The organism is Pelomonas margarita, from assembly GCF_043555875.1.
In the GTDB taxonomy this organism is placed as follows: Bacteria; Pseudomonadota; Gammaproteobacteria; order Burkholderiales; family Burkholderiaceae_C; genus Pelomonas; species Pelomonas margarita.
On record NZ_JBIGHW010000003.1, the window covers coordinates 112,818 to 138,412 of the forward strand.

At 69.3% G+C, this 25,595-nt stretch carries 17 protein-coding genes and 1 other RNA gene; 12 read left to right on the forward strand and 6 right to left on the reverse strand.

What is annotated here, in order from left to right:
* Positions 1-6: 6 nt before the first annotated feature.
* The 3 genes from recR to dnaX are packed head-to-tail and all read right to left on the reverse strand — an operon-like array spanning position 7 to position 2,842.
* A complete protein-coding gene (gene recR, locus ACG0Z3_RS06515) occupies positions 7-597 on the reverse strand; it encodes a recombination mediator RecR (RefSeq protein ID WP_394396845.1) in 591 nt (196 codons plus the stop codon).
* Positions 585-911, reverse strand: a complete 327-nt coding sequence (locus ACG0Z3_RS06520) for a YbaB/EbfC family nucleoid-associated protein (RefSeq protein WP_268165600.1) — start codon at positions 909-911, stop codon at positions 585-587. The genes recR and ACG0Z3_RS06520 overlap by 13 nt, the downstream gene beginning before the upstream one ends.
* 11 nt (positions 912-922) lie before the next feature.
* Positions 923-2,842 (reverse strand): DNA polymerase III subunit gamma/tau, encoded by a 1,920-nt coding sequence (gene dnaX, locus ACG0Z3_RS06525; RefSeq protein ID WP_394396414.1) that lies wholly within the window; start codon positions 2,840-2,842, stop codon positions 923-925.
* Between the two features lie 45 nt (positions 2,843-2,887).
* Between dnaX and ACG0Z3_RS06530 the strand changes: the two genes are divergently transcribed.
* The 3 genes from ACG0Z3_RS06530 (at position 2,888) to ffs (ending at position 4,509) form a co-directional block, all read left to right on the forward strand.
* Entirely contained in the window at positions 2,888-3,997 is a 1,110-nt protein-coding gene (locus ACG0Z3_RS06530) for an AIR synthase-related protein (protein ID WP_394396415.1), read from the forward strand.
* Between the two features lie 19 nt (positions 3,998-4,016).
* Positions 4,017-4,394, forward strand: coding sequence for a SirB2 family protein (locus tag ACG0Z3_RS06535; protein WP_394396416.1), 378 nt, complete (start codon positions 4,017-4,019; stop codon positions 4,392-4,394).
* An 18-nt stretch (positions 4,395-4,412) separates the two neighbouring features.
* Positions 4,413-4,509: signal recognition particle sRNA small type (gene ffs, locus ACG0Z3_RS06540), an RNA gene on the forward strand.
* A 52-nt stretch (positions 4,510-4,561) separates the two neighbouring features.
* Here ffs and ACG0Z3_RS06545 read toward each other — a convergent pair.
* The 3 genes from ACG0Z3_RS06545 to hrpA all read right to left on the reverse strand — a co-directional run bounded on the left by ACG0Z3_RS06545 (position 4,562) and on the right by hrpA (position 12,863).
* On the reverse strand, positions 4,562-6,958 hold the full coding sequence (locus tag ACG0Z3_RS06545; protein WP_394396417.1) for a protein kinase domain-containing protein: 2,397 nt from the start codon (positions 6,956-6,958) through the stop codon (positions 4,562-4,564).
* Between the two features lie 14 nt (positions 6,959-6,972).
* A complete protein-coding gene (locus ACG0Z3_RS06550) occupies positions 6,973-8,709 on the reverse strand; it encodes an HDOD domain-containing protein (protein ID WP_394396418.1) in 1,737 nt (578 codons plus the stop codon).
* Between the two features lie 224 nt (positions 8,710-8,933).
* Complete coding sequence (gene hrpA / locus ACG0Z3_RS06555; protein ID WP_394396419.1) at positions 8,934-12,863, reverse strand: ATP-dependent RNA helicase HrpA; 3,930 nt, start codon at positions 12,861-12,863, stop codon at positions 8,934-8,936.
* A gap of 39 nt (positions 12,864-12,902) precedes the next feature.
* Between hrpA and argA the strand changes: the two genes are divergently transcribed.
* The 9 genes from argA to ACG0Z3_RS06600 all read left to right on the forward strand — a co-directional run bounded on the left by argA (position 12,903) and on the right by ACG0Z3_RS06600 (position 25,577).
* The gene (gene argA / locus ACG0Z3_RS06560; protein ID WP_394396420.1) at positions 12,903-14,246 is read left to right on the forward strand and encodes an amino-acid N-acetyltransferase; all 1,344 of its coding nucleotides are present in this window, start codon (positions 12,903-12,905) and stop codon (positions 14,244-14,246) included.
* Positions 14,247-14,320: 74 nt separating this feature from the next.
* Positions 14,321-14,599 carry an oxidative damage protection protein gene (locus ACG0Z3_RS06565; RefSeq protein WP_394396422.1) on the forward strand — a complete coding sequence of 93 codons (279 nt, stop codon included), beginning with the start codon at positions 14,321-14,323 and terminating at the stop codon, positions 14,597-14,599.
* Positions 14,600-14,909: 310 nt separating this feature from the next.
* Positions 14,910-15,206, forward strand: coding sequence for an H-NS histone family protein (locus tag ACG0Z3_RS06570; protein ID WP_394396423.1), 297 nt, complete (start codon positions 14,910-14,912; stop codon positions 15,204-15,206).
* Positions 15,207-15,410: 204 nt separating this feature from the next.
* Positions 15,411-18,566 carry a putative bifunctional diguanylate cyclase/phosphodiesterase gene (locus ACG0Z3_RS06575; protein ID WP_394396424.1) on the forward strand — a complete coding sequence of 1,052 codons (3,156 nt, stop codon included), beginning with the start codon at positions 15,411-15,413 and terminating at the stop codon, positions 18,564-18,566.
* A gap of 9 nt (positions 18,567-18,575) precedes the next feature.
* The gene (gene dnaG, locus ACG0Z3_RS06580; RefSeq protein WP_394396426.1) at positions 18,576-20,465 is read left to right on the forward strand and encodes a DNA primase; all 1,890 of its coding nucleotides are present in this window, start codon (positions 18,576-18,578) and stop codon (positions 20,463-20,465) included.
* Between the two features lie 331 nt (positions 20,466-20,796).
* The gene (gene rpoD, locus ACG0Z3_RS06585) at positions 20,797-23,016 is read left to right on the forward strand and encodes an RNA polymerase sigma factor RpoD (RefSeq protein ID WP_394396427.1); all 2,220 of its coding nucleotides are present in this window, start codon (positions 20,797-20,799) and stop codon (positions 23,014-23,016) included.
* Positions 23,017-23,073: 57 nt separating this feature from the next.
* Entirely contained in the window at positions 23,074-24,042 is a 969-nt protein-coding gene (locus ACG0Z3_RS06590) for an adenylate/guanylate cyclase domain-containing protein (protein ID WP_394396428.1), read from the forward strand.
* 9 nt (positions 24,043-24,051) lie between these two features.
* Entirely contained in the window at positions 24,052-25,158 is a 1,107-nt protein-coding gene (gene hemH, locus ACG0Z3_RS06595; protein ID WP_394396429.1) for a ferrochelatase, read from the forward strand.
* On the forward strand, positions 25,155-25,577 hold the full coding sequence (locus tag ACG0Z3_RS06600; protein ID WP_394396430.1) for an RNA-binding S4 domain-containing protein: 423 nt from the start codon (positions 25,155-25,157) through the stop codon (positions 25,575-25,577). The genes hemH and ACG0Z3_RS06600 overlap by 4 nt, the downstream gene beginning before the upstream one ends.
* Positions 25,578-25,595 lie beyond the last annotated feature (18 nt).

Here is a 25,595-nt window from a genome sequence, read left to right on the forward strand (position 1 = left end):
CTTCCTTCAACGGCGATCCGTCAATGCATGGGCGATGGTGCCCAGGTCCACATACTCCAGCTCGCTGCCCACCGGCACGCCGCGCGCCAGTCGTGTGGACTTGATGCCGCGCACGCGCAAGGCCTCGGCCAGCACATGCGCCGTCGCCTCGCCCTCGGCTGTGAAGCTGGTGGCGAGGATGACCTCGCCGACACCGGCCTCCGAGGCCCGCACCAGCAGCTCGGCCGCGCCGATTTCGCGCGTGCTCACGCCGTCCAGCGGCGACAGCCGCCCCAGCAGCACGAAGTAGTAGCCTCGGTAGGAGCCGGTGCGCTCCAGCGCCGCCTGGTCGGCCGGTGTCTCGACGACGCACAGCAGACGGCCATCGCGCTCGGTATCGGCGCAGACACCACAGATCGGTGCCTCGCTGAAGGTGTGGCAGCGCTCGCAGTGGCGGATGCCCTCGCTGGCCGCCGTCAGCGCATCGGCCAGCCGCGGCATGGCCGTGCGGTCATGCTGCAACAGGTGGTAGGCCATGCGCTGAGCCGACTTCTGGCCTACGCCGGGCAGGCGCTTGAGCGCCTCGATCAGCGTGTCGAGTGCGTTCAAAAGGGGAATTTCATGCCCGGGGGCAGCGGCATGCCGGCGGTCAGCTTGCCCATCTTCTCGGCACTGGTGGCCTCGGCGCGGCGAGCCGCGTCGTTGAAGGCGGCCGCGACGAGGTCTTCCAGCATGTCCTTGTCATCGGCCAGCAGGCTGGGGTCGATGGTCACGCGGCGAACCTCGTTCTTGCAGGTCATCAGCACCTTCACGAGGCCGGCGCCGCTCTGGCCCTCCACCTCGACGTTGGCGAGCTCTTCCTGCGCCTTCTTCAGGTTGTCCTGCATCGCCTGGGCTTGCTTCATCAAGCCGGCGAGTTGGCCTTTCATCATGGTCTTGTCCTTTAAGTTGAAGGTGTCAGCACGGGCTGCACGGAGCCCGGCAGGATGCGTGCCGACGGGAATTGGGAAAGCAGCGTGCGCGTCATCGGGTGCGTCTCGGCCAGGTCCTCGGCCGCGCGCTGCTGCGCTTCGGCGCGGGCGACGGTGCGCAGCGCGATGGAGTCCTCGGCCACGCCGGCCTCGATGAGCAGCTTGGCGTCCAGCGCGGCTTCGAGCTTGGCGACCAGCGCCGGCGCGCGCAGCGACTCGCGCTCCACGCGCAGGCGCCAGACCTCCCGGCCGTCCGCCGCCTCGCAACCCAGCGCCTGGGCCTGGCGGGCCAGCTCGCCGGTCATCCCGAGGATGTTGAGCGCCGCGATGCGCTCGGCCCAGCGTGCGCCTTCGGGGGTCTCGCGCAGCTCGATGCGGCGCGGCGCGTCCGGCTCGCGGGCGTCGGGCGTGGCGGTGACGGGGGCGTCATCGGCCTCCATCCACGGCGGCGGCGCGTCGTCGGGCGGCGGGCCATCGCCGAAGTCGGCTTCATCGTCCACCGCCGCTTGCTCGACGGGCCGTGGGCGCAGACGGGCGCCAAACGAAGCGGCCGGCTCGGCCGCCTTGGGCGACACCACAGGCGCAGGCGCCGCGCTCACGGGCGCTGGCGATGGCTGCGGCGCCACGACAGGTGCCGCGATCGCGGGCGCGGGAACGGGCACGGGTGCAGGCACTGGCGCGGGCATGTCGGCCACCGGCGCCACGGCCTTGGGCAGCGGCACCGCCACCACGGCCTTGGCGACCGCTGGCGGACGCACCAGTGCCGCAGCTTTCACTGGCTTGGGCGTCGTGCCGGCCGGGCGAAAGGCCAGCATGCGCAGCAGCACCATCAACAGCCCGGCGTACTCGTCAGGCGCCAGGTGCAGCTCGGCGCGGCCGTGCAGCGCCATGCTGTACATCAGCTGGATCTCATCGGCAGGCAGCAAAGCGGCCAGCCGCCGGATCTCAGCCGTCTCGCCGTCGGCGTCGTCCAGCGCGGCTGGCGCAGCTTGCGCCAGCGCCATCTGCTGGAACAGGGAGGCCAGGTCCTCCAGCGTGCCGGCGGCCGACAGGCCTGCGCCTCGCAGCGCATCGGCCTGGGCCACGACGGCCTCGCCACTGGCCGCCGCCAGCGCATCGACGATGGATACGACATGGCCGCGGTCCACGCTGCCCAGCATCTGGCGCACACCAGCCTCGGTCAGGTTTCCGGCGCCGAAGGCGATGGCCTGGTCGGTCAGCGACAGTGCGTCGCGCATGGAGCCTCGCGCCGCGCGCGACAGCAGCCGCAGCGCGCCCGGCTCGGCGGGCACGTTCTCGGCGCCCAGCACATTGCCCAGGTGGCTCTGCACATCCGCCGCCGCCATCGGCCGCAGGTTGAACTGCAGGCAGCGCGACAGCACGGTGACGGGCACCTTCTGCGGATCGGTCGTCGCAAGCACGAATTTCAGGTACTCGGGCGGCTCCTCCAGCGTCTTCAGCATCGCGTTGAACGCGGTGTTCGACAGCATGTGCACTTCGTCGATCATGTAGACCTTGAAGCGGCCGACGACGGGCTTGTAGACCGCCTGGTCCAGCAGCTGCGAGATCTCCTCAACGCCGCGGTTGGACGCTGCGTCCAGCTCCACATAGTCGACAAAGCGGCCGGAGTCGATGTCGCGACAGGCATTGCACACGCCGCAGGGCTGGGCCGTGATGCCGCCCGCGCCATCAGCACCGGTGCAGTTCAGGCTCTTGGCGAGGATGCGCGACACCGTCGTCTTGCCAACGCCACGCGTCCCGGTGAACAGATAGGCATGGTGCAGGCGCCCCTGCGTCAGCGCGTTCGCCAGGGCCTGCACGACGTGCTCCTGCCCGACGAGCTGCTCGAAACTCTGCGGGCGGTATTTGCGGGCCAGGACCAGATAACTCATGGGCCGCGATTCTATGGGTGGGGCCACCGGGGATAATCCCGGCCCATGACCTCGCAAGCCCCCCTCACCTACGACCAAGCCGGCGTCAACTACGACCTGATTGACCCGCTGAAGGTCACCGCCCAGCGTGCCGCCGCCGCCACCGCATCCCACCTGACCAGCCACGGCTTCAGCGAGGTCAAGGCCTCGCGCGGCGAGTCGGCCTATGTCGTGGACGTGGGCCCGTTCTACGTCGCCTCCATCGTCGAGTGCCTGGGCACCAAGACCCTGGTGGCCGATGAGATGGCCAAGCTGACCGGCAAGAGCTTCTTCGCCGGCATCGCGCAAGACACCATCGCCATGGCGGTCAACGACCTCATCACCGTCGGCGCCACGCCGCTGGTCGTGCAGGCCTACTGGGCCGCCGGTGGCAGCGACTGGTTCGGCGACGCCCAACGCGCCCAAGCCCTGGTTGCCGGCTGGAAAGCCGCCTGCGATACCTGCCAGGTCGCCTGGGGCGGCGGCGAGACGCCGGCACTGGCCGGCATCGTCGAAGACGGCCGCATCGACCTGGCAGCCTCCTGCACCGGCCTCATCAACCCCAAGGAGCGGCTGTCGGTCGGCGACAAGCTCGGCGCCGGCGACGCCATCGTGCTGCTGGCCTCCAGCGGCATCCATGCCAACGGCCTGAGCCTGGCTCGCAAGCTGGCAGAGCGCCTGCCGCAGGGCTACCTGACCGAGATCGAACCCGGCCTGACCTACGGCGAGGCGCTGCTGGCACCCACCGCGCTGTACTCGCCGGTGACCGAAGCGCTGTGGAAGGCCGGCATCGCGCCGCACTACTGCGCCAACATCACCGGCCACGGCTGGCGCAAGCTGCTGCGCCACCCGTCGGCGCTGACCTACCGCATCCACACCGTACCGCCCAAGACCGCCGTGCTGGACTTCATCCAGCAGCAGGCCGGCCAGGACGACCGCGAGGCCTACTCCACGCTGAACATGGGCGCCGGCTTTGCGATCTTCGTCAAGGCCGAGGACGCCGAGCGCACAGCCCAAGTGGCGCGCGACTGTGGCATCCAGGCCTGGGTGGCGGGCACGGTGGAGGCGGGCGAGAAGCAGCTGTTGATCGAGCCGCTCGACATCCGTTTCAGCGAGGACGACCTGGCCCTGCGCTGAGGGGCCAGCCGGCTCACCGATGGCCCTGAACTTTCACGAACTGGTGCAGTGGCACGCGCTGCTGGCCTGGGTCAGCATCGCGCTGTTCTTCCTGCGCGGCGCGGTGTGCCAGTTCGGCACGCTGCGCGTGCAGGAGCTGGCGCGCGATGCCCGGCTGGTGGTGCTGTCGGTGGGCATCAATGCCTGCCTGGTGGTGTCGGGCCTGAGCCTGTGGAGCAGCATGGGCTACCACCCGCTGCGCGACGGCTGGCTGGGCATCAAGCTGGTCGCACTGATCGGCTATGCCGCCTGCGGCCATTGGGCGATGAGCCGCGACCGGCTGCACCTGCTGGGCTACCTGACCGCACTCGCGCTGCTGGCGCTGGCCATGGATCTTTCGATCAACCGGGGTCTGTAGCCGGTTAGAATGCGCCTCGACGGGCCTCCCCGCATGGAAGCGCGCCCAACCGGGTCAGGTGGGGAACCAAGCAGCCCTAAGCGTTGCAACCAGTGCCGGGGTCAGGCTCGTCACCCTCCCCTCCTCACCGTTCAGCCCAATGGCACCGCGCCCGGGCGCAGGCGACGTCAGCCGCTCGCCTGCCGGAACGCCATCACTGCCTGGTTGCGCAGCGTGCGCAGCAGCGACAACTCCTTCTCGCCCAGTTGCACCGCGCCAGCCTCGGCGTGGTCGGCATAGATGAGCCCCAGCGGCGCGCCCTTGAGCACCAACGGCAGCAGCAGGAAGCTTTGCGCCTGCATCTCGCCCTTGAACCACGCCGGCAGACGGGCCGCGACGTTGGGCGCACGGGCGTCCTGGATCAGCGTGTCGGCGCCCTTGATGCACACGGCGGCCAGCAGGTCGGGTGGTTGCTGGGTCAGCTCCACGCGCAACAGCGGCGCCAGCCGCTCCACGTCCTGTCCCACACCCAGGCGGCCGGTCAGCGTCTGGCCCCGGCCGTCACGCAGGCAGAAGATGACGCGCCGCAACCCAAGCGCGCGGTAAATGGTCTCCAGGATCATGCGCAGCACGCCATTGAGCTGGAAGCTGTTGACCATGGCGTCGGTGATTTCCTGCACGCCGGCCGCCAGCAGTTCGGCAACCTGCTGTTGAGGCTGCGGCTGCGGCGCCGCAATGGCCTGGGTGCGCTCCATGACCATGGTGGGTGCCAACTCATGGGCGGTCAGGGAGTCCTGTGCGGCCGGCGCGAGCGGCGCCAGCAGGCGCTGCGCGCGCGAGTTCTGCGGCAGCCGCAATTCCAGCGCCTCGGTGACCTGCGTCAGGCGCTGGCGCGCGGTGTCGGCGGCCTCCTCGAAGCTCTCGGGCCGGATGCCCAGTGCGCGCGAGTAACGCTGGGCCAGCGCCTTGACCTTGGCATAGGCCTGATCGGGCGGCGTCTGCAGGATGAGGTCGGCCATCTCGTTGGAGGCGCGCGCCAGCCAGCGCTGTCGCTCCGGCGCCTCGTCGACATGCTTGGCCGGCGCCTCGCCCGGCGGGCGGCGCATCGAACGCTGCAGGCTCTCGGGCAGGCCCCATTGCTTGGCCACACCCAGGCCCAGCGCCTCGTAGCTCATGCCCAGCACCTGGGCGGAGGCGGCGGCCTCGCTGGCGGCCAGGCCGTCGTCGGCCGGGCTGACGAGGCGGCGCACGGCATCGGCCTCCTCGGGGAAGTAGAACTCGGTCAGCGTTCGCCCGAGGTGGTGCAGCATGGCCCCCAGGAAGGCCTCCTCGGCCTCCCGCGGGTTCAGGCACAGCTCGCGCGCCAGGGAGGCCGCCATCAGCGAGCGCAGGAAGTCCTCGCGCAGGCGCTGCGCGTGGCCCTTGTTCTCCATGCGCTCCAGCAGCACCAGGCTGAGCGCGAGATTGCGGATGCCGGCAAAGCCGATCAGCGCCACCGCGCGCGACACGGTGCTGATGCCACCACCACCGGTGTGCCGGTAGGCCGCCGTGTTGATCAGGCGCAGCAGCTTTTGCGTGAGCGCCACGTCCTTGAGGATCTCGTTGGACAGGCTGGCCAGGCTCTCGTTCTCCGACTGCGTGAGCCGCTGAATGCTGGCGATGGCATCGGACAGCGCGGGGAAATCGCTCTTGTGGCGCATGCGCCGCAGCAGGAAATCCAGCACCGGCGCGTCCTGGGCATCGGCATCGGGCTCCACCACCGGCCGCAGCCAGGCGGCCAGCGCATCGCGCATCTGCGTAGCACTGGGCCAGCGGGCATCGGGATCGCGCGCCAGGCCGCGCTGCACGATGGCGCGCAAGGCATCGTCCACGTCGCGGCCGAGGCCGGAGGGCAGCTCGAGATCGGTCGTCTGCGCACGCTGCACGGCACGCCAGGGATCGGGGTCGTAGTTCAGGCGCTGGCCGGACAGCATCTCGGCCAGCACGATGGCCGCCGCGAACACGTCCATCTGCGGGTGCGGCACTGCACCAGCCGCAGCCTCGGGCGAGATGTAGCCCGGCGTGCCGACGACGCGCGAGGGCTGGTTGGCCGCCGACGACACGCGCGCGGCGATGCCGAAGTCCATCACCCGGGGGCGGCCGCGCGCGTCCATCAGCACGTTGCTGGGCTTGAGGTCGCGGTGCACCAGGCCGGCGGCGTGGGCGGCGACCAGGCCGTCCAGCACGCCCAGCATCAGCGTGACGGCCTCGGCCGCGCTGGGCCGGGGGCCGGCGCGCAGGCGCTCGCTGAGCGTACCGCCGCTGACGTACTCGAACACCAGGTAGGAGCGGCCACCCTGCGTGTCGGCCTCGAACACCGGCACGATGTTGGGATGCGTCAGCCGGCTGACGGCGCGGGCCTCGTGCAGCCATTCGTCGACGGTGCCCGGCGCCGTGGCGTCCACGGCCTGCGTCTTGAGCAGCTTGACGGCCACCTCGCGGTCCAGCAGCGGGTCATGGGCCAGCCAGACCGTGGCCTGCGCCCCCTCGCCCAGGCGTTGCAGCAGGCGGAAGCGGCCCAGCTCGGGAGGGGTGTCGTCGGTCATCGGAGAGGCGGAGGTCAGGAGCTGCGGCCGCTCAGGCGTTCGCGCAGGGGGCTGGCTTGGGGCGGTCTGGCGGCGGGCGTCTGCGCCGCGGTGGCGGGCGCCGGCTGGCCGGCCTTCTGGGCGCCGGGGTTGAGGGCGTCCATGACCTCGCGCAGCCCCAGGCCCAGCGGCTTGGCGTAGCGGCGCGTGGCGGCTTCCACGCCGGGGCGGCGCCTGGCCTCGGGCAGGGTCAGCGCATCGACCAGTTCGTTGGCGAGGCTGCAGGTCAGGCGCAGCGTGTCGCCATCGGTGCGCGGCGGATGCACCGGCGCGTCCAGCGGCTGGCGGCGGATCATCTGCAGCAACTCGTCGCCCAGGCCCCAGTGGCGGGCGACGGCCGCACCCAGCGCGTCCAGGTCGCAACCCAGCACGGCATAGGCCGCCGCCTGCTCGCTCAGGGAAGGCGGGTGCGGCACCTCTTCCGTGGGCTCGGGCGGCACCATGAGCTGGCGGATCTGCTGGGCGTCGTCCGGGAAGTGGTACTGAAGCAGCAGCCGGCCCAGGTTCTGCATCACGGTGATGAGGTAGACCACCTCGGCGTCGTAGCCCGCCGGGCGCAGCGCCTGCGCGACCTGGCCGGCCTTGATGACGCGGGCCATCACCTGGCGCAGCATCTCGGCCGCCACCGGTGACAGCGGGCCGGGCCACGGCTTGAGCGCGTTGGCCGCGCGCTGCACGCCGTCCATGCCCAGCATCTGGATGGCGCGCTGCATGTTGAGCACGGTCTCGCCGCTGTCCGCCGACTGGTGCCCGCTCTGGCGCAGCGCGTTGTTGACGCGGCGCAGCAGTTCCAGGCTGAGGGCCATGTCCTTGAGCACGAGGTCGGACAGCGCGCTGGCGTGCTGTGCCTCCAGGCCCGAACCGGCGGTGAAGCGGTGGATGCCGGTGGTCGTCGTCGGCAGGTGGCCCAGGCGCTGCAGCTTGTCCAGCAGCAGCACGATGGGGCCACCGTTGTCCTGCGCCGCCGCCTGGCGCCAGCCGTCCAGCGCACGCCAGAAGCTGCGGGCCAGGTGGTAGCGCTGGCGCAGCTGGCGGTCCGTCGCGCGGTTGCAGATGGCGCGCAGCGGGTCGGGGATGGGGTGCGGCGTCTCCCAGCCCAGGCGCACGATCTCGCGGCCCAGTGGCTGCATCTGCTGCACCACGTGCTGCAGGTCGTTCTCCTCCAGCACCGGCTTGCCGCTGAGGATGCGGTTGAGCATCAGGCCCACGCACAGCACGTCTTCTTCGGCCGACTCACGCACGGCGCGACGCGTCACGGCGTTGAAGTCCACCGTGGCGGGGAACACCTCCTGCACCACCTCCAGCCCCATCAGCCGCACTTTGTCGTTGCTGTCGATGAGCAGGCTGGCCGTTTGCAGGTCGCGGTGTGCATGGCCCGCCTCGTGGGCAAAGGCCAGCCCCTCCAGCACCTGCCCGATCCACTGCGCGGCATCCAGGGGCAGCGGCGCCGGCTGGCGCGCCAGGCGCTCGTCCAGCGTTTCCCCCAGCGCCCGGTCGTAGGCCACGTAGGGCCAGTGCTCGACCTGGCCGATCTCGAAGGGCTGTGCCAGGTTGGGATGCTGCACGCGCTCGGCCCCCTGGGCCATGCGCAACCAGTGCTCCAGGGCCGCGGCGCTGTTGGGCTTCTCGCGCGGCATGCACAGCATCAGCTCCTGGCCGTGCCGCGCGTCGAACACACGCCAGATCAGGCTGCGCACGCTCTTGGACAGCAAGGCGCGCAATTCGAAGCGGCCGAAGCTTCTCAGCGGGGACGGCGCAGCAACAGCAGGAGTGGGCTCAGACACGACAGAAGTGACCGCAGGCGTAACACTTGTTATTCCTGCATTGGACTCCACGCCAGCTGGCCCGAACCTGAAAGAAGCATCGAAATGCGACGGATTTCCCCCGGGTCATCCCGCAATCGATGCCTTTCGTGCTGCAGCTCACGGTCGGGCCGTCAGCCCGCCAGCTGACTCCAGACCTTCTCCAGCCGCTTCACGCTGACGGGCTGCGGCGTGCGCAGCTCCTGCGCGAACAGGCTGACACGCAATTCCTCAAGCTGCCAGCGGAAATCGTCCAGCCGCGCATCGCGCACGCCCTTGAGCTCGGCGATGCGGCGCGTGTAGCGCTGCTCCAGCGGCCGGATCTCGCCGATCAGCTTGGTATCGCGGGCCGGGTCGGCGCGCAGCTTGTCCAGCCGCGCGGTGACGGCCTTCAGATAGCGCGGCAGATGCTGCAGCTGTGACCAGGGCGTGTCGATGGCGAAACGCTTGGGAACGAGCCGCTGCAGCTGCGCGGCGATGTCGTCCGACACATCCTTGGGCGGCCGCGCGTCCTTGAGCTTGCGGGTCGCGTTGGCGAGTTCCTGCAGCACCGCGTGCACGGCACGCGCCACCTCCTGCGCGATCAGGTTGAGCCGGCTGCGGCCTTCGTCGATGCGCTTCTTGAAGCCGATCGGGTCGGCGGGCAGCGGGTCGGCCAGGAAGGCGCGGTCCAGCGCGACGCCGATGACCTGGTCGCGCAGGTCCTCGGCCGTGCCCAGGCCCATGAACAGCACCGACATGCGCTGCAGGTCGGAGATGTTCTTCTCCAGGAACTTCAGCGGCTCCTTCAGCTGCAACGCGATCAGCCGGCGCAGGCCGGCGCGGTGCTTGGCGGCGGCCACCTCGGGTTCGTCGAACACCTCGATCTCGACATGGTTGCCCTTGTCGATCAGCGCCGGGAAGCCGATCAGCGTCTGCCCGCCCTTGCGCACCTCCAGCAGCTCGGGCAGCTCACCAAACGTCCAGTCCGTGTAGGCCTGGCTCGCATCACGCGCAGGCTCCGGCTTCTTGACGATCTCGGCACGGATGCCCTTGCCAGCCACGGGCGGCGGTGCGGGCTTGGGTACCTCGTCCTTGGCCGGCAGCTTCAGCGCCGCCAGCGCCTGGAAGGCCGAGCGCGCCTGCCCGCCCAGCTCCGCCTTCAGTGCCGCGAGCTGCCGCCCCTGGCCCAACTGACGGCCGTGCTCGTCGACGACGCGGAAGTTCATGAACAGGTGGGCGGGCAGCTGCTCCAGCTTGAAGTCGTTGCGCTGCACGGCGATCTGGCTGCGGTCCCTGACGGCCCGCAGCAGCGTGTCCACCAGGCCGCCCTGGCAGAAAGGCTGCAGCTCGATGAACTCGGCGACGAAGTCAGGCAGCGGCGTCAGACGCGCCCGCGGCTTCTGGTGCAGGCTCTTCAGCAGCGCCGTCACCTTGGGCGCAAGCATGCCGGGCACGAGCCACTCGGCGCGCTCCTCGCTGACCTGGTTCAGCGCAAAGATGGGCACGGTCACCGTCAGGCCGTCGCGCGCGTCGCCGGGCTGGTGCAGATAGGTCGCCGCGCAGTCCACGCCACCGAGGCGAATGACCTTGGGGAACGCCTCGCTGGTGACACCCGACGCCTCATGGCGCATCAGCTCGTCCTGGCTCAGATACAACAGCTTGGCGTCGGGCTTGCTGCCAAGTCGGTCGCCGGGCCGCTCCCAAGACCGACTTGACTCCCCCGGGGAGTCACCCGCGCACTCGCGGGCGGAGGGCTCCGATATCTGGCGCCACCACTTCAGCAGCGTCGCGCCGCTGTACACGTGCGCCGGCAGCTTGTCGTCGTAGAAGGCGTAGATCAGCTCGTCGTCCACCAGCACGTCCTGGCGGCGCGATTTGTGCTCAAGCGCCTCGACCTTCGCGATCTGGCGGCGGTTGTGGGCTATGAACGGCAGGCTGCGCACGAGGTCTTCCGGCAGATCGTCGTTGACCAGCCCCTCGCGGATGAAGATCTCGCGCGCCGTCTTCGCGTCCACGCGACCGAAGTTCACGCGCTTGCCGCTGTAAAGCACGATGCCGTAGAGGGTCGCCCGTTCGAGTGCCACGACCTCGGCGGCTTTCTTCTCCCAGTGCGGCTCCAGCAGCTGCGTCTTGATCAGGTGACCGGCGATGGGCGGCAACCACTGCGGCTCGATGTTGGCCAGGCCCCGGCCGTAGAGCCGCGACGTGTCCACCAGCTCGGCCGCGACGATCCAGCGCCCCGGCTTCTTGCTCAGGTGGGCGCCCGGGTGGCGGTAGAACTTGATGCCGCGCGCGCCGAGGTACCAGTCCTCATCGTCGCTCTTCTGGCCGATATTGCCCAGCAGGCCGGCCAGCATCGACAGGTGGATCTGCTCGTAAGTCGCCGCGCTCTGGTTGAGCCGCCAGCCATGCTCGGCGACGACCGTCTGCAGCTGCGAATGCACGTCGCGCCACTCGCGCACGCGGCGTGGGCTGACGAAGTTCTCGCGCAGCAGCGCCTCGTGCTTGCGGTGGGACAGCTTGTGCTCGCCCTCCCCGCCCTTGGAATCGCCCAGCCATTTCCACAACTTGAGGTAGCCCATGAACTCCGACTTCTCGTCGTCGAACTTCTTGTGCTTCTCGTCGGCGGCCTGGGCCGCTTCCTGCGGGCGGTCACGCACGTCCTGGCCGCTGAGCGCCGACGCGATGACCAGCACCTCCGTCAGCGCGTCGCGCGTGCGGGCCTCCAGGATCATGCGCCCCACGCGCGGGTCCAGCGGCAGGCGCGACAGCTCGCGGCCCAGGCTGGTCAGTTCATTGGCTTCGTCGGTGGCGCCCAGCTCGTTGAGCAGCTGGTAGCCGTCGGCGATGGCCTTGGGCCGCGGCGCCTCCAGGAAGGGGAAGCGCTCCACATCCCCGAGATGCAGCGACTTCATGCGCAGGATGACGCCGGCCAGGCTGCTGCGCAGGATTTCCGGGTCGGTGAACTTGGGCCGCTCGTTGAACTCCTTCTCGCTGTACAGCCGCACGCAGATGCCGTTGGACACGCGCCCGCAGCGGCCGGCGCGCTGGTTGGCCGCCGCCTGGCTGATGTTCTCGATCAGCAGTTGCTCGACCTTGTTGCGGTAGCTGTAGCGCTTCACGCGCGCCAGGCCCGGGTCGATGACGTAGCGGATGCCCGGCACCGTCAACGAGGTCTCGGCCACGTTGGTGGCCAGCACGATGCGGCGCGCGCCGTGAGGCTCGAAGACCTTGTTCTGGTCGGCCTCGGACAACCGCGAGAACAGCGGCAGGATGTCCACGCCCGGCGGGTGGTGCTTGCGCAGCGCCTCGGCCGCTTCGCGGATCTCGCGCTCGCCGGGCAGGAACACCAGCACATCACCGCCACCCTCGCGCCACAACTCGTCCACCGCATCGGTGATGGCGTTGTTGAGGTCGTACTCGCGGCTTTCCTCGAACGGGCGGTAGCGCTGCTCGACCGGGAACAGCCGGCCCGACACCATCAGCACCGGCGCCGGGCCCTTGCTGGATTCGAAATGCTTCGCGAAGCGGTCCGCGTCGATGGTGGCCGACGTGACGATGATCTTCAGGTCAGGCCGGCGCGGCAGCAGCTCGCGCAGGTAGCCCAGCAGGAAGTCAATGTTGAGGCTGCGTTCGTGGGCCTCGTCGATGATGAGCGTGTCGTAGGCCTTCAGCAGCGGGTCACTCTGCGTCTCGGCCAGCAGGATGCCGTCCGTCATCAGCTTGACCGACGCGCCCTTGGACAGCCGGTCCTGGAAGCGCACCTTGTAGCCCACCACCTCGCCCAGCGGCGTCTTCAGCTCCTCGGCGATGCGCTTGGCCACGCTGCTGGCGGCGATGCGCCGCGGCTGCGTGTGGCCGATCAGCCCGCCGCCGTTCAGGCGCCCACGGCCCATGGCCAACGCGATCTTGGGCAACTGCGTCGTCTTGCCGGAGCCGGTCTCGCCGCAGACGATGACGACCTGATGGTCAGCCATCGCCTGAGCGATCTCGTCGCGTCGAGCCGAGACCGGCAGCGATTCAGGGAAGGAAATGGAAAGAGCCGGCGCTGGAGACCGGCTCTCGAGGTTTTGGGAACTCATTGCCGCGCCATTGTCCCGCAGGCCCGAGAATCCCGCGCCATGAGCGGTCTCGTCTTCCCCCACACCTTCGTGCCCTGGTTCCGTTCAGTGGCGCCCTACATCCACGCCTATCGGGGCGAGACCTTCGTCGTCGGCATGCCGGGCGAGCTGGTGGCCGCCGGCAAGCTGAACAACTTCGTGCAGGACCTGGCCATCCTGCACGCCATGGGTATCAAGATCGTGCTCGTCCACGGCTTCCGCCCACAGGTCAACGAGCAGCTGGCCGCCAAGGGCCAGACGCCCCGCTACAGCCACGGCCGGCGCATCACCGACGCCGTCGCGCTGGACTGCGCCCAGGAAGCCGCCGGCCAGCTGCGCTTCGAAATCGAGGCAGCATTCAGCCAGGGCCTGCCCAACACGCCGATGGCCAACGCCACCGTGCGCGTCGTCTCGGGCAACTTCCTGACAGCCCGCCCGGTCGGCATCGTCGACGGCGTGGACTTCCAGCACTCCGGCCTCGTGCGCAAGGTCGACGGTGGCGCCATCCAGCGCGCCATCGACATCGGCGCCATCGTGCTGCTGTCCCCCTTTGGCTTCTCGCCTACCGGCGAGGCCTTCAACCTCAGCATGGAAGACGTCGCCACGGCCACGGCCATCGCGCTGCAGGCCGACAAGCTGCTGTTCGTCTGCGAGGTGCCCGGCGTGCCCGAGGACATCCGCGACCCCGACAGCCCCATCGACACCGAGCTGGCACTGGCCGACGCCGAGCGCATGGTGGCCCAGGCCGGCCCGGCCCCCGAGCCCACCGACGTGGCCTTCTACCTGCGCCACTGCGCCGAAGCCTGCCGCGCCGGCGTGGAGCGCTCGCACATCATCCCGTTCGCCGTGGACGGCGCGCTGCTGCAGGAGGTCTATACCCACGACGGCATCGGCACCATGGTGGTGGACGAGAAGCTGGAGAGCCTGCGCGAGGCCAGCGCCGACGACGTGGCCGGCATCATCCAGCTCATCGAGCCCTTCGAGCGCGACGGCACCCTGGTCAAGCGCAGCCGCACCGAGATCGAACGCGATGCCGAGCTCTACACCGTCATCGAGCACGACGGCGTCATCTTCGGATGTGCCGCGCTCTACCCCTATGTCGAAGCCCGCACGGCCGAAATGGCGGCGCTGACCGTCTCGGCGGAAGTGCAGGGCCAGGGCGACGGCGACCGGCTGCTCAAGCGCGTTGAGCAACGCGCCAAGGCCATGGGGCTGGACAGCATCTTCGTGCTGACCACGCGCACCATGCACTGGTTCATCAAGCGCGGTTTCAGCCAGGTCGACCCCGAATGGCTGCCCGAGGAACGCAAGCGCAAATACAACTGGGACCGCCGCTCGCTGGTGCTTGTCAAACGTTTCAACTAAGCCCCCATCCGCCCCCGATACGCCCGGCACGCTAAAGTGCCACCCGTTTTGTTTTGATACCCAGGAGTTCCGCCATGTCCCGCGTCGTCCAATGCGCCTATCTGAAGAAGGAAGCCGAAGGGCTGGACTTCCCGCCCTACCCCGTGCATACGGAACTCGGCAAGAAAGTGTGGGAATCCGTCAGCAAGGAAGCCTGGGCCGCCTGGATGAAGCACCAGACCATGCTCGTCAATGAAAACCGGCTGAACCTCGCCGACCTGCGCGCCCGGCAATACCTCATGCGGCAGGCCGACCAGTTTTTCTTCGGCACCGGCGCCGAAGCCGTCGCCGGCTACGTGCCGCCTTCCGCCTGAGCGCCAACCTGTCGAGATACTCAAGGGCCGGGACGCCAGTCGCCGGCCCTTTCAGTTTCTGCGCCCCGCCGGCGCAGGCACGCCAGCCGTGGCGGCGCGCCACGCAGCCTGGGCGGCGGCCTTATCCCGAAAATAGCCGTCGCCAAATGAAAACCCGTAGCGACCGGCCAACGAAAACTCTTGCATAAAACCTCCCCGTCGCGATTTAATCCGGGCACGGAGATATTCGAGCGGCCCGCACCGCCCGCTCCGAGGCCGCAAACCCCAGGGTCGCGAGCCTCATCGGTCAATTCGCAAGAGGAATAGCTACATGTCCAGTCTCAAAGAACTCCTTGCCCAACGCGCCGCGCTGGATGAACAGATCAACGAAACCAAGGACCGCGAGCGCGGCGAAGCCATCAACAAGGTCCGCACGCTGATGAGCGAATATGGCCTGACGGTGGCAGACCTGAGCGTGCGCACGCCCAAGCCGGTCAAGACGTCCAAAGTCGCTGCCAAGTATCGAAACCAGGCCACCGGTGAAACCTGGAGCGGCCGCGGCCTGCAGCCGAAATGGCTGAAGGCCGCCATTTCCGGCGGCGCCCAGCTGACCGATTTCGCCGTCTGATCGCGTTCCCCAGGCGCCTGCCCGTCAGGCGCCCCCGTGAATCAAGGGCCGCCCGCGAGGCGGCCTTTTTCACGTGGCACGGCGCCGCCACCTAAACTCGCGCGCATGTGCATCGCCTCAACACCAGCAGGCCCGGGCTGCGGACATCGTCCGCAGGCAGTGCGCCGCCTGCGTGATGACACGCGCCACGCCGCGCGCTGAGCCATGGTGCAGCTCTCCAGCATGGGCGACACGACCGAGAGCGTCGGTCACACGACGACGGGAGCGCCACCCTCGACCCTGCCACCCGGCCCCCGCCGCATCCACGACCAGCGACGCGGCTGGCTCCGACTGCGGCGCGCAGGGCTGGCGGCGCTGACGGGACTGGCCGGCGGCGGGCTGGCGGCTTGGTCGATGCTGGCCCCCGAACTGCCGGCGCCGCTGCGCCTGCCGGCGCCGCCATCGGCCCAGCCGGCCGCCCAGTTGCTGGCTCCCCTGCTGCTGGCCACGCTGGGGCTGGCCGCGCTCTGGCGCCTGAGCGCCTGGATGCTGCCGCTGGTCATCGCCGGGCTGCTGCTGGGCTGTGGCCTGCCGCTGCTGCTGAACCCGCACGGCAACCCTGCTGACCTGATGGCCACGCCCCCGGTCCTGACCACGCTCGCGCTGCCCCTGCTGGCGGCGGTGCTCAACCGCACGCTGCTGCGTCGCTTCGGGCTCACAGGCCGGCTGGCCTCGCTGCGTGAGGTCGGCAGCTTCGGCCTGCTGGCCGGGGTGGCCGCGCCGCTGCCGGCCGGCCTGCTGGCCTTCGGCTTGGTGCTGGCCACCGGCCAGCCGGTGGCCAGCGCCGCTGTCGCGGCCGCAGCCCTCGCTGCCACCTGGGCCATGGCGCTGGTGAGCAGCGGCACCGCCCTGCAGGCCAGCACGCTGAAGCCCCGCCGCAGCGGACGCTGGACAGGCACGCTGATCGCGCTGGCGGCCCTGGCCGCCCAGGCCGCCCAGCCCTGGCTGCCCAACGCGGGCCTGGCCATGCTGCTGCTGCCACACCTGCTGCTGTGCCTGCACGCACTGCAGGCCTCGCCGCGCAGCAACGCACGGCTGGGCCTGGGCCTGCTGGCGCTGTGGGCCCTGGGAGCCGCCGCCACGCCGGCCGCCTATGCTGCGGGCGGCCTGCTGGCCACCCTGCCGCTGGCGGTCATCGCGCTGACCCAGCACCAATTGCGCGACCGTGACAGCTGGCGCAGCGCTCTCGACGCTCAGGGCTTGGCGCTGGCCGAATGGCGACTGCCGGACGGGCGCCGGCATGCCTCGGCCCGCTGGCTGGCGCTGACGACACCGCCCGACGCCACAGCCGCCGCCGGCAACGCGCCGCTGGACTGGATGCGGCTGGCCCACCCCCGCGACCGCGAGCCGGCGCGCCGCGCGCTGCGCGACCTGATGGGCATGCCCGGCGAGGACCGTCTCGAACTGTCGCTTCGCCTGGCCGCCGATGGCGGCGACTGGCGCTGGCATGAGCTGCACGCCCACGTGCCCCAGCGCGACCGCGACGGCCGCGCGCGCCACCTCATCATGACGCTGGCCGACATCAGCTGGCGCCGCACCGCCGAGGAGCGCGAGCGCATGTCCGCCACGTTGTTCCAGCAGGCCGCCGAGGGCCTGGCGGTGCTGGACTCGCAATGGCGCGTCGTGGAGGTGAACCCGGCCTACTGCGAGATCCTGCATGCGCCGCGCGAGACGCTGATCGGCCGCGTGGCCGCCCCCCTGAGCACGCCCAACCTGCAACGCAGCGCGCACGACCCGGCCGACATGGCGGCCCGGCTGCGCGCCGGCGACAGCTGGAGCGGGCAGCTGCAGGCCGAACTGGACGACGGCGGCCGCCACATCTTCGCGGCCCGCCTGAGCCCGGTGCCCGAGCCCGACGGCGCAGCGCCGCGCTGGCGCCTGCTCAGCCTGACCGACCTGGGCGAGAGCCTGCGCCAGCAGGAGCAGCTGCGGCGAAGCCTGCGCTACGACATCGCCACCGGGCTGCCCAACCGCGACGAGTTCATGCGGCTGCTGCACCAGGCCATGGGCGCGGCGAACCGCGACGACTTCAAGCTCGTCATCGCCGTCATCGACCTGGACGACTTCGCCCGCGTGAACGTCGAACACGGCCAGCTCGTCGCCGACGCCGTACTGCTGCAGCTCAGCCGCCGGCTGCAGGCCACACTGCGCGGCGCGCGTGGCGCCTGGCCCGACACGGCCGACCAGCTCGCGCGCCTGCATGGCGACGAATTCGCCGTGCTGCTGCGCGTGCAGTCGCTCGAGGAGGGGCACAGGGCCGTCGAGCGCCTGATGGGCCTGCTGTCCACGCCCGTCGCGGTGCGCGAGAGCCGCATCGGCGACGGACTGGCGCTGGAGATCGGAGCCAGCATGGGCGCCACCATCTATCCACTGGACGACGCCGACCCCGAGACGCTGCTGCGCCACGCCGGCCATGCGCTGTACCGCGCCAAACACGCCGGCCGTGGCGTAGCGCAGTTTCATGATCCGGCGCTGGACCAGCGCGACGAGGCCAGCCTCATCGCGCTGGCGCGGCTGCAGCGTGCGCTGGACAGCGATGAGCTGGAGCTCTACTACCAGCCCCAGATCGACCTGCGCACCGGCCAAGTCATGGGTGTGGAGGCACTGCTGCGCTGGCACCACCCTGACCGCGGGCTGTTGACGCCCGCGCACTTCCTGCCGCTGGCCGAGACCACCGGGTTGGCCGTGCAGATCGGCGACTGGGTCATCGAACAAGCCCTCGCGCAGGCGGCAGCCTGGGCCCAGGCGGGCATCAATGGTGGCCGCGGCCTGCCGGTCAGCGTCAACGTGGGCGCACGCCAGCTGCGCCGCGCCGACTTCCCGCAACGCCTGCAGGAACTCATCCAGCGCCATCCCGCCGGGCTGGCCGCGCTGCTGCACCTGGACATCCTCGAAGCCGACGCGCTGCAAGAAACCGCCGCCACGCAGGCGCTGATCCAGCGCTGCCTGGTGCTGGGCGTGAGCATCGCGCTGGATGACTTCGGTGCCGGCTATTCGCGGCTGTCCTCGCTGAAACAGCTGTCCGTCGACACGCTCAAGCTGCACCGCAGCTACGTCCAGGGCATGTTGGGCGACGCCCAGGACCTGTCGCTGGTGGAAAGCGTCATCGGCCTGGGACGCAATATCGGCTGCGCAGTGATGGCCAAGGGGATTGAGAGCCGCGCCCACGCACGGGAGCTGCTGCGTCTGGGCTGCCGCCTGGGCCAGGGCCATGGCATCGCTGCTGCCATGGCGCCACAAAGCCTGCCAGGCTGGATCACCCGCTTCGCGCACGACGGCTGGACCACTCAACTGAAGCCGCCCACGCAGGCACGTCTTTAAACTGCTGGGGTGATACCACCGGGCTTCATCCACGACCTGCTCTCCCGTGTCGACATCGTCGATGTGGTCGGCCGCCATGTCGACCTCAAGAAGGCCGGCATCAACCACAAGGGCCTGTGCCCCTTCCACGGCGAGAAGTCCCCCAGCTTCATCGTCAGCCCCAGCCGCCAGACCTACCACTGTTTCGGCTGCGGCGTGCACGGCAACGCCATCGGCTTCCTGATGGAGCACACGGCCGCCACCTTCGTCGAGGCCGTGGAGGACCTGGCCCAGCAGGTGGGCATGGTGGTGCCGCAGGACGAGCGCTCGCCCGAGCAGCGCGAGAAAGCCAAGGCCGAAAAGCAAAAGCAGCAAAGCCTGACCGACGTGCTAGCCCGCGCGTCCGACTTCTACAAGGCGCAGCTGCGCAAGTCGGAACGGGCCGTGACCTACCTCAAGGGCCGTGGCCTGACCGGCCAGATCGCCGCGCGCTTCGGCCTGGGCTACGCGCCTGAGGGCTGGCGCTCGTTGGCCAGCGGCTTTCCGTCCTACGACGACCCGCAGCTGGTGGAGTCGGGGCTGGTCATCACGCCGGATGTCGAGCCCGGCCAGGACGCCAAGCGCTACGACCGCTTCCGCGACCGCGTCATGTTCCCCATCCGCAACGTGCAAGGCGAGGTCATCGGCTTCGGCGGCCGCGTGCTCGACAAGGGTGAACCCAAGTACCTGAACTCGCCCGAGACGCCGGTCTTCCACAAAGGGCGCGAGCTGTACGGCCTCTACGAAGGCCGCCAGGCCATGCGCCAGCGCGGCTATGCGCTGGTCGTCGAGGGCTACATGGACGTCGTGGCGCTCGCCCAGTACGGCATCGGCAATGCCGTCGCCACGCTGGGCACGGCCTGCACGGCCGAGCACGTCCACAAGCTGTTCCGCCACACGGACACCGTGGTGTTCAGCTTCGACGGCGACGCCGCCGGCCGCCGCGCCGCCGTGCGGGCGCTGGAGGCCTCCCTGCCCCACGCCACAGAGACGCGCACCGTCAAGTTCCTATTCCTGCCGAGCGAGCACGACCCCGACTCCTACGTCCGCGACCTGGGCGCCGACGCGTTCGAGCGCTGCGTCGAAGGCGCCGTGCCGCTGTCGCGCCAGCTGAGCGTCGTGGCCGCCGACGGCTGCGACCTCGGCACGCCGGAAGGCCGCGCCCGCATGCTCAAGCAGGCCCACCCGCTGTGGAGCCTGCTGCCCGACGGCCTGCTGCGCCGCCAGCTGCTGGGCGAGCTGGCCCGCCAAGGCCAGATGCCCGAGACCGAGCTGCAGACGCTGTGGCTGGGCCAGGCCGCACCCGGCACGACAGCCGCCGACGGCCCGCCGAGCGAGCCCCCGGCCGAGAAACCTCGCTGGCAACCCAAGAGCGAATGGAAGCCCAAGGGGGAATGGAAGGGAAAGGGCGACTGGAAAGGCAAGCGCCGCGGCGAGGAGGAACGCCCGGCCGGCCCGCGCGCCGCGCCGCCCACGCCCACCGACAACGCCGTGCGCCTGCTTCTGCAGCACAGCGAATTGTGGGAGACGCTGCCAGACGAGGACCGGGCGCTGCTTCACGACCTGCCCGGCATGCACGGCCAGCTCATCCACTGGCTGGAGCGCCACCTGACCCACCACGGCGCCAGCCCCTGGGCCGTCGTGCAGGCCGGGCTGCACGCCGACGGCCTGGGCGAACAGGCGCAGCGCCTGGTGCGTCCGTCGCAGGAACTGGGCATCGAGGAGTCCGACCCCGCCGGCGACCTGGCCCATGCCGTCTCAGAACTGCACACCCGCGCACCGGCCGAGCTGCCCGGCGGCAGTGGCGCTACCGACGACGAACGCCGCCGCGCCCTGGAGGCCCTGGCCCGGCTGCGCGAGCGGCACGGCGTGCGATCCTAGGGTTTGCCCGGCCAATATTTTGCAATTCGGCGGTTTGTCGCTGATAATCTTGCGTTTTCCGCGCGCGTCAACAAGAGTGACGGCAGAGCGATGCCGGGCCCGGCCACCTTGCGAAACAAGGCACCTGCGAGTTTTAAAGGCCACCACATCCGCCACCTCTGCACTCCAAACGATCACGCCAGCTTGTTCGCGCCACGCCAGGGTCCCTCACTGAAACCCCGGCGATGAAAGCCACCGCCCCCAGCCCCGCCGGTTTTGCGATCGAGCCCGGGCCGGCTGCGGTGGCTGCTGCATTTCTGAATTGACCCGCGCAACCCCTCGAAGGACCTGCATGACCGCCAAGAAGACCGCGCCCAAGGCCAGCGTCGCCCCCGCCGAAGAACCCAAGAAGAAGCCTGCGGCCAAGGCCGCAGCCAAGCCGGCCAAGGCAGCCACCGTCGACGAGGACAAGCCCAAGCGCGGCCGCAAGCCCAAGGCGGAAACCACGTCCAAGAAGGCCGGCGCGAAGAAGGAGTCCGAGGACGACGAAGACTTCTCCGACATCGACGCCGACGCCGACGCCGAGGGTGAAGGCGAAGAGGCAGAAGCCGAGGAGCCTGCGGCGGTTGCGGAAGAAACCACCGTCAAGGCCAAGCCGCTGCGCATGAAGGTCAGCCGCGCCAAGGAGCGTGCGCTGATGCGCGAGTTCGGCCTGGAAGAGACCGCGCTGACCGAAGAGGAAGCCCTCAAGCGCCGCAGCGAGCTGAAGACCCTCATCAAGATGGGCAAGACGCGTGGTTTCCTGACGCACCAGGAAATCAACGACCACCTACCCGAGAAGCTGGTCAGCGAGGAAATCCTCGAAGCCATCGTGTCCATGCTCAACGACATGGGCATCGCGGTGTACGAGCAGGCGCCCGACGCCGCCACGCTGCTGATCCAGGGCAACACGACGGCCACGTCGACCGAAGAAGAAGCCGAAGAAGCCGCCGAAGCCGCGCTGTCGACGGTGGACTCCGAGTTCGGCCGCACGACCGACCCGGTGCGCATGTACATGCGCGAGATGGGCACGGTCGAACTGCTGACCCGTGAAGGCGAAATCGAAATCGCCAAGCGCATCGAAGGCGGCCTGCAGGCCATGATGCTGGCGATCTCGGCATCGCCGACGACCATCGCCCACATCCTCGAGTTCTCGACCAAGATCCGCGCCGGCGAGATGCAGATCTCCGAGGTGGTCGACGGCTTCGTCGCGGCCGACGAGGCGGACGACTATGTCGCCGAAGAAGACTTCGACGAGTTCGACGAGGAAGACGACGACGACGGCAACGGCGGCTCCAAGGCGCTGACCAAGAAGCTCGAAGAGCTGAAGAACGCCGCGCTCGTCAAGCTCGACTCCCTGTCGGGCAACTTCGACAAGATGCGCAAGGCCTTCGAGAAGGAAGGCTACAAATCGGCTTCATACAACAAGGCCCAGCAGGCCATCAGCGCCGAGCTGATGACCATCCGCTTCACGGTCAAGACCATCGAGAAGCTGTGCGACATCCTGCGCAGCCAGGTCGACGACGTGCGCCGCTACGAGCGCGAGCTGCGCAAGATCGTGGTCGACAAGTGCGGCATGCCGCAGGAACACTTCATCAAGACCTTCCCGCCCAACGCCTTGAACCTGAAGTGGGCCGAGAAGGAAGTCGCCGCCGGCAAGCCCTACAGCGCCATCCTGAGCCGCAACCTGCCGCCGGTGCAGGAACTGCAGCAGAAGCTGACGGACATTCAGGCCAAGGCCGTCGTGCCGCTGGATGACCTGAAGGACATCAACAAAAAGATGAACGAGGGCGAGAAGGCCTCTCGTGACGCGAAGAAGGAAATGATCGAGGCCAACCTGCGCCTCGTGATCTCCATCGCCAAGAAGTACACCAACCGCGGCCTGCAGTTCCTGGACCTGATCCAGGAAGGCAACATCGGCCTGATGAAGGCGGTGGACAAGTTCGAATACCGCCGCGGCTACAAGTTCTCGACGTACGCGACGTGGTGGATCCGCCAGGCCATCACGCGCTCCATCGCCGACCAGGCCCGCACCATCCGCATCCCGGTTCACATGATCGAGACGATCAACAAGATGAACCGCATCTCGCGCCAGCACTTGCAGGAATTCGGCTACGAGCCGGACGCCCCGACCCTGGCCGAGAAGATGGAGATCCCGGAAGACAAGATCCGCAAGATCATGAAGATCGCCAAGGAGCCGATCTCCATGGAGACGCCGATCGGCGACGACGACGACAGCCACCTGGGCGACTTCATCGAGGACACCAACAACACTGCGCCCATCGAGGCTGCGATGCAGGCCGGCCTGCGCGACGTGGTGAAGGACATCCTCGACTCGCTGACGCCGCGCGAAGCCAAGGTGCTGCGCATGCGCTTCGGCATCGAGATGCAGAGCGACCACACGCTGGAAGAAGTCGGCAAGCAGTTCGACGTGACCCGTGAGCGCATCCGCCAGATTGAGGCCAAGGCGATTCGCAAGCTCAAGCACCCGAGTCGCAGCGACAAGCTGCGCACCTATCTCGACAACCTCTGATCGGGATATCAACGAAGGCCGGTCCCCCGGCCTTTTTTGCGCCTATAAACTTTCGACATGACCGCGATCCGCGAGCGCACCGTTCTCTTCGCCGACCTGCGTGGCAGCACCGGGCTGTATGAGTCTCTCGGCAATGCCGAGGCCAGCGGCCTGGTCACGCAGACGGTCAGCCAGGTCAGCGAGGCAGTGCTGGAAAGCGGCGGCCACCTCATCAAGACATTGGGCGACGGCCTGATGGCCGCGTTCGAGACGCCGCGCGAAGGCGTGCGGGCCGCCCAGCGCATGCAGGAGATGCTGGAGCGCACCGTGCAGCGTGCCCGGCGCATGAACAACCCGGCCATGCTGTCGCTACGTCTGCAGGTAGCGCTGGCTCGCGGCGAAGTGGTGGAACTCAACGGCGACTGCTTCGGCGACGCGGTCAACGTGGCGGCCCGCCTCATCGATCACGCCGGCGACGGCGAGATCCTCATCACCGCCGAGGTGCTGGCCGGCCTGCACCACGCCTCCAAGGGGCGCTTTCGCAGCCTGGACCGCATCTCGGTGCGTGGCCGCGTCGAGCCCGTGCATGTCTACCGCATGGACGCCACGCCACTGGTCAGCGCAGACGACACGGCCACGCAGTTCGGCGAGCCCATGCGCTCCGTCGAGCCCGACGGCATGCGCCTGATCTGGCACGACCTGGACCGCGTATTCGACCTCGGCGCCATGCCCATCGTGCTGGGCCGCAGCGTACAGGCCACCTACTGCATCACCGACGCCCGCGTGTCGCGCTCGCATGCCCGCATCGACTGGCAGGGCAGCAGCTTCGAGCTGACCGACCTCTCCTACAACGGCACCTATGTGCGCTTCGGCGAATCGGGCGAGCTGCTGAGCCTCAAGCGCGGCAGCTGCACGCTGCACGGCAGCGGCGTCATCGGCCTGGGCGGCCTGCCAACCGACGAGCAATCCCCCATCGTGCGCTTCGAGGTGCTGCATTTCGCCGACACCGAACCCCAAGCCTTCGGCGGCCCGCGTTCGCGGCGCTGAGCCTCCCCCATGCCCTTCTCTCCCGAACCCACGCATCGTCACGGTGCGGCACCCGGCGGCCCCCTGGCCACCGACGTGGCCGTCCTGCTGTGCAACCTCGGCACGCCCGACGCCCCGACCGCCCCGGCGCTGCGACGCTACCTGGCGCAGTTCCTTGCCGACCCGCGCGTCGTCGAGATACCCCGGCTGGCGTGGGCGCTGATCCTGCACGGCATCATCCTGCGCGTGCGGCCGGCCAAGTCGGCGGCCAAGTACGCGACCGTCTGGACCGCCGAGGGCTCGCCGCTGAAGGTCTGGACCGAGAAGCAGGCCAAGCTGCTGCAAGGCCAGCTGGGCGAGCGCGGCCTGTGCGTGCGCGTGGCCCACGCCATGCGCTACGGCCAGCCGTCGATCGGCCAGACACTGGACGCCCTCAAGCGCGAAGGTGTGCGCCGCGTGCTGGTGCTGCCCGCCTACCCGCAGTACTCGGGCGCCACGACAGCGAGTGTCATCGACGATGTGTCGCGCTGGGCGCTCAAGACCCGCCACCTGCCCGAGCTGCGCTTCGTCAACCGCTACCACGACGACCCGACCTACATCGCCGCGCTGGCCAAGACCGTGCGCGAGCACTGGCAGCGCGACGGCCGCGCCGAGAAGCTGGTGATGAGCTTCCACGGCATGCCCGAGCGCACACTTCACCTGGGCGACCCCTACCACTGCGAGTGCCTGAAGACCGGCCGCCTGCTGGCCGAGGCGCTGAGTCTGAGGGACGGCGAATGGCTGGTCACCTTCCAAAGCCGCTTCGGTAAGGCCAAATGGCTGCAGCCCTACACCGAGCCCAGCCTCGTGAAGCTGGCACAGGGCGGCGTGAAGAGCGTGGACGTGATCTGCCCCGGCTTCTCGGCGGACTGCCTGGAGACACTGGAGGAAATCAACCAGGAGGCTCGCGAGGCCTTCCTGCACGCGGGCGGGCAGCGCTTCGGCTACATCCCCTGCCTCAACGACCACCCGGCCGGCATGCGGGCGCTGGCGCAGCTGGCCGAGCGCCACCTGCAGGGCTGGCCCACCGACCCTGCCCACGGCGACACGCTGGCTGCACAACGCGCCCGGGCGCTGGCCGCCGGAGCGCGCGAATGAGCGAAGCGCCCGCCGCCATGCGGCTGGACAAGTGGCTGTGGGCCGCGCGCTTCTATAAGACACGCGCCCTGGCCGTCGATGAGATCAACCTCGGCCGTGTGCGCGTGGGCGGCCAGCCGGTCAAGCCGGCGCGTGACGTACGGATCGGCGATGTGCTGAGCCTGCGCATCGGCACGGTGGCGCGCGAAGTCGCGGTGCTGGGGCTGTCCAACCAGCGCGGGCCGGCACCGCAAGCCCAGGCGCTCTATGCCGAGACGCCCGCCAGCATCACCGCCCGCGAGGCTGCCGCCGAGGCCCGCCGACTGGCACCGGAGCCGGCTGCCACCATCGAGCAAGGCCGGCCAACCAAGCAGGACCGCCGCCGCCTGGCGGACTGGGACCGCTGGTCAGCCTCCGTGGACGACGAAGATCCGGGTTGACCCGGATAATTTCTCTCC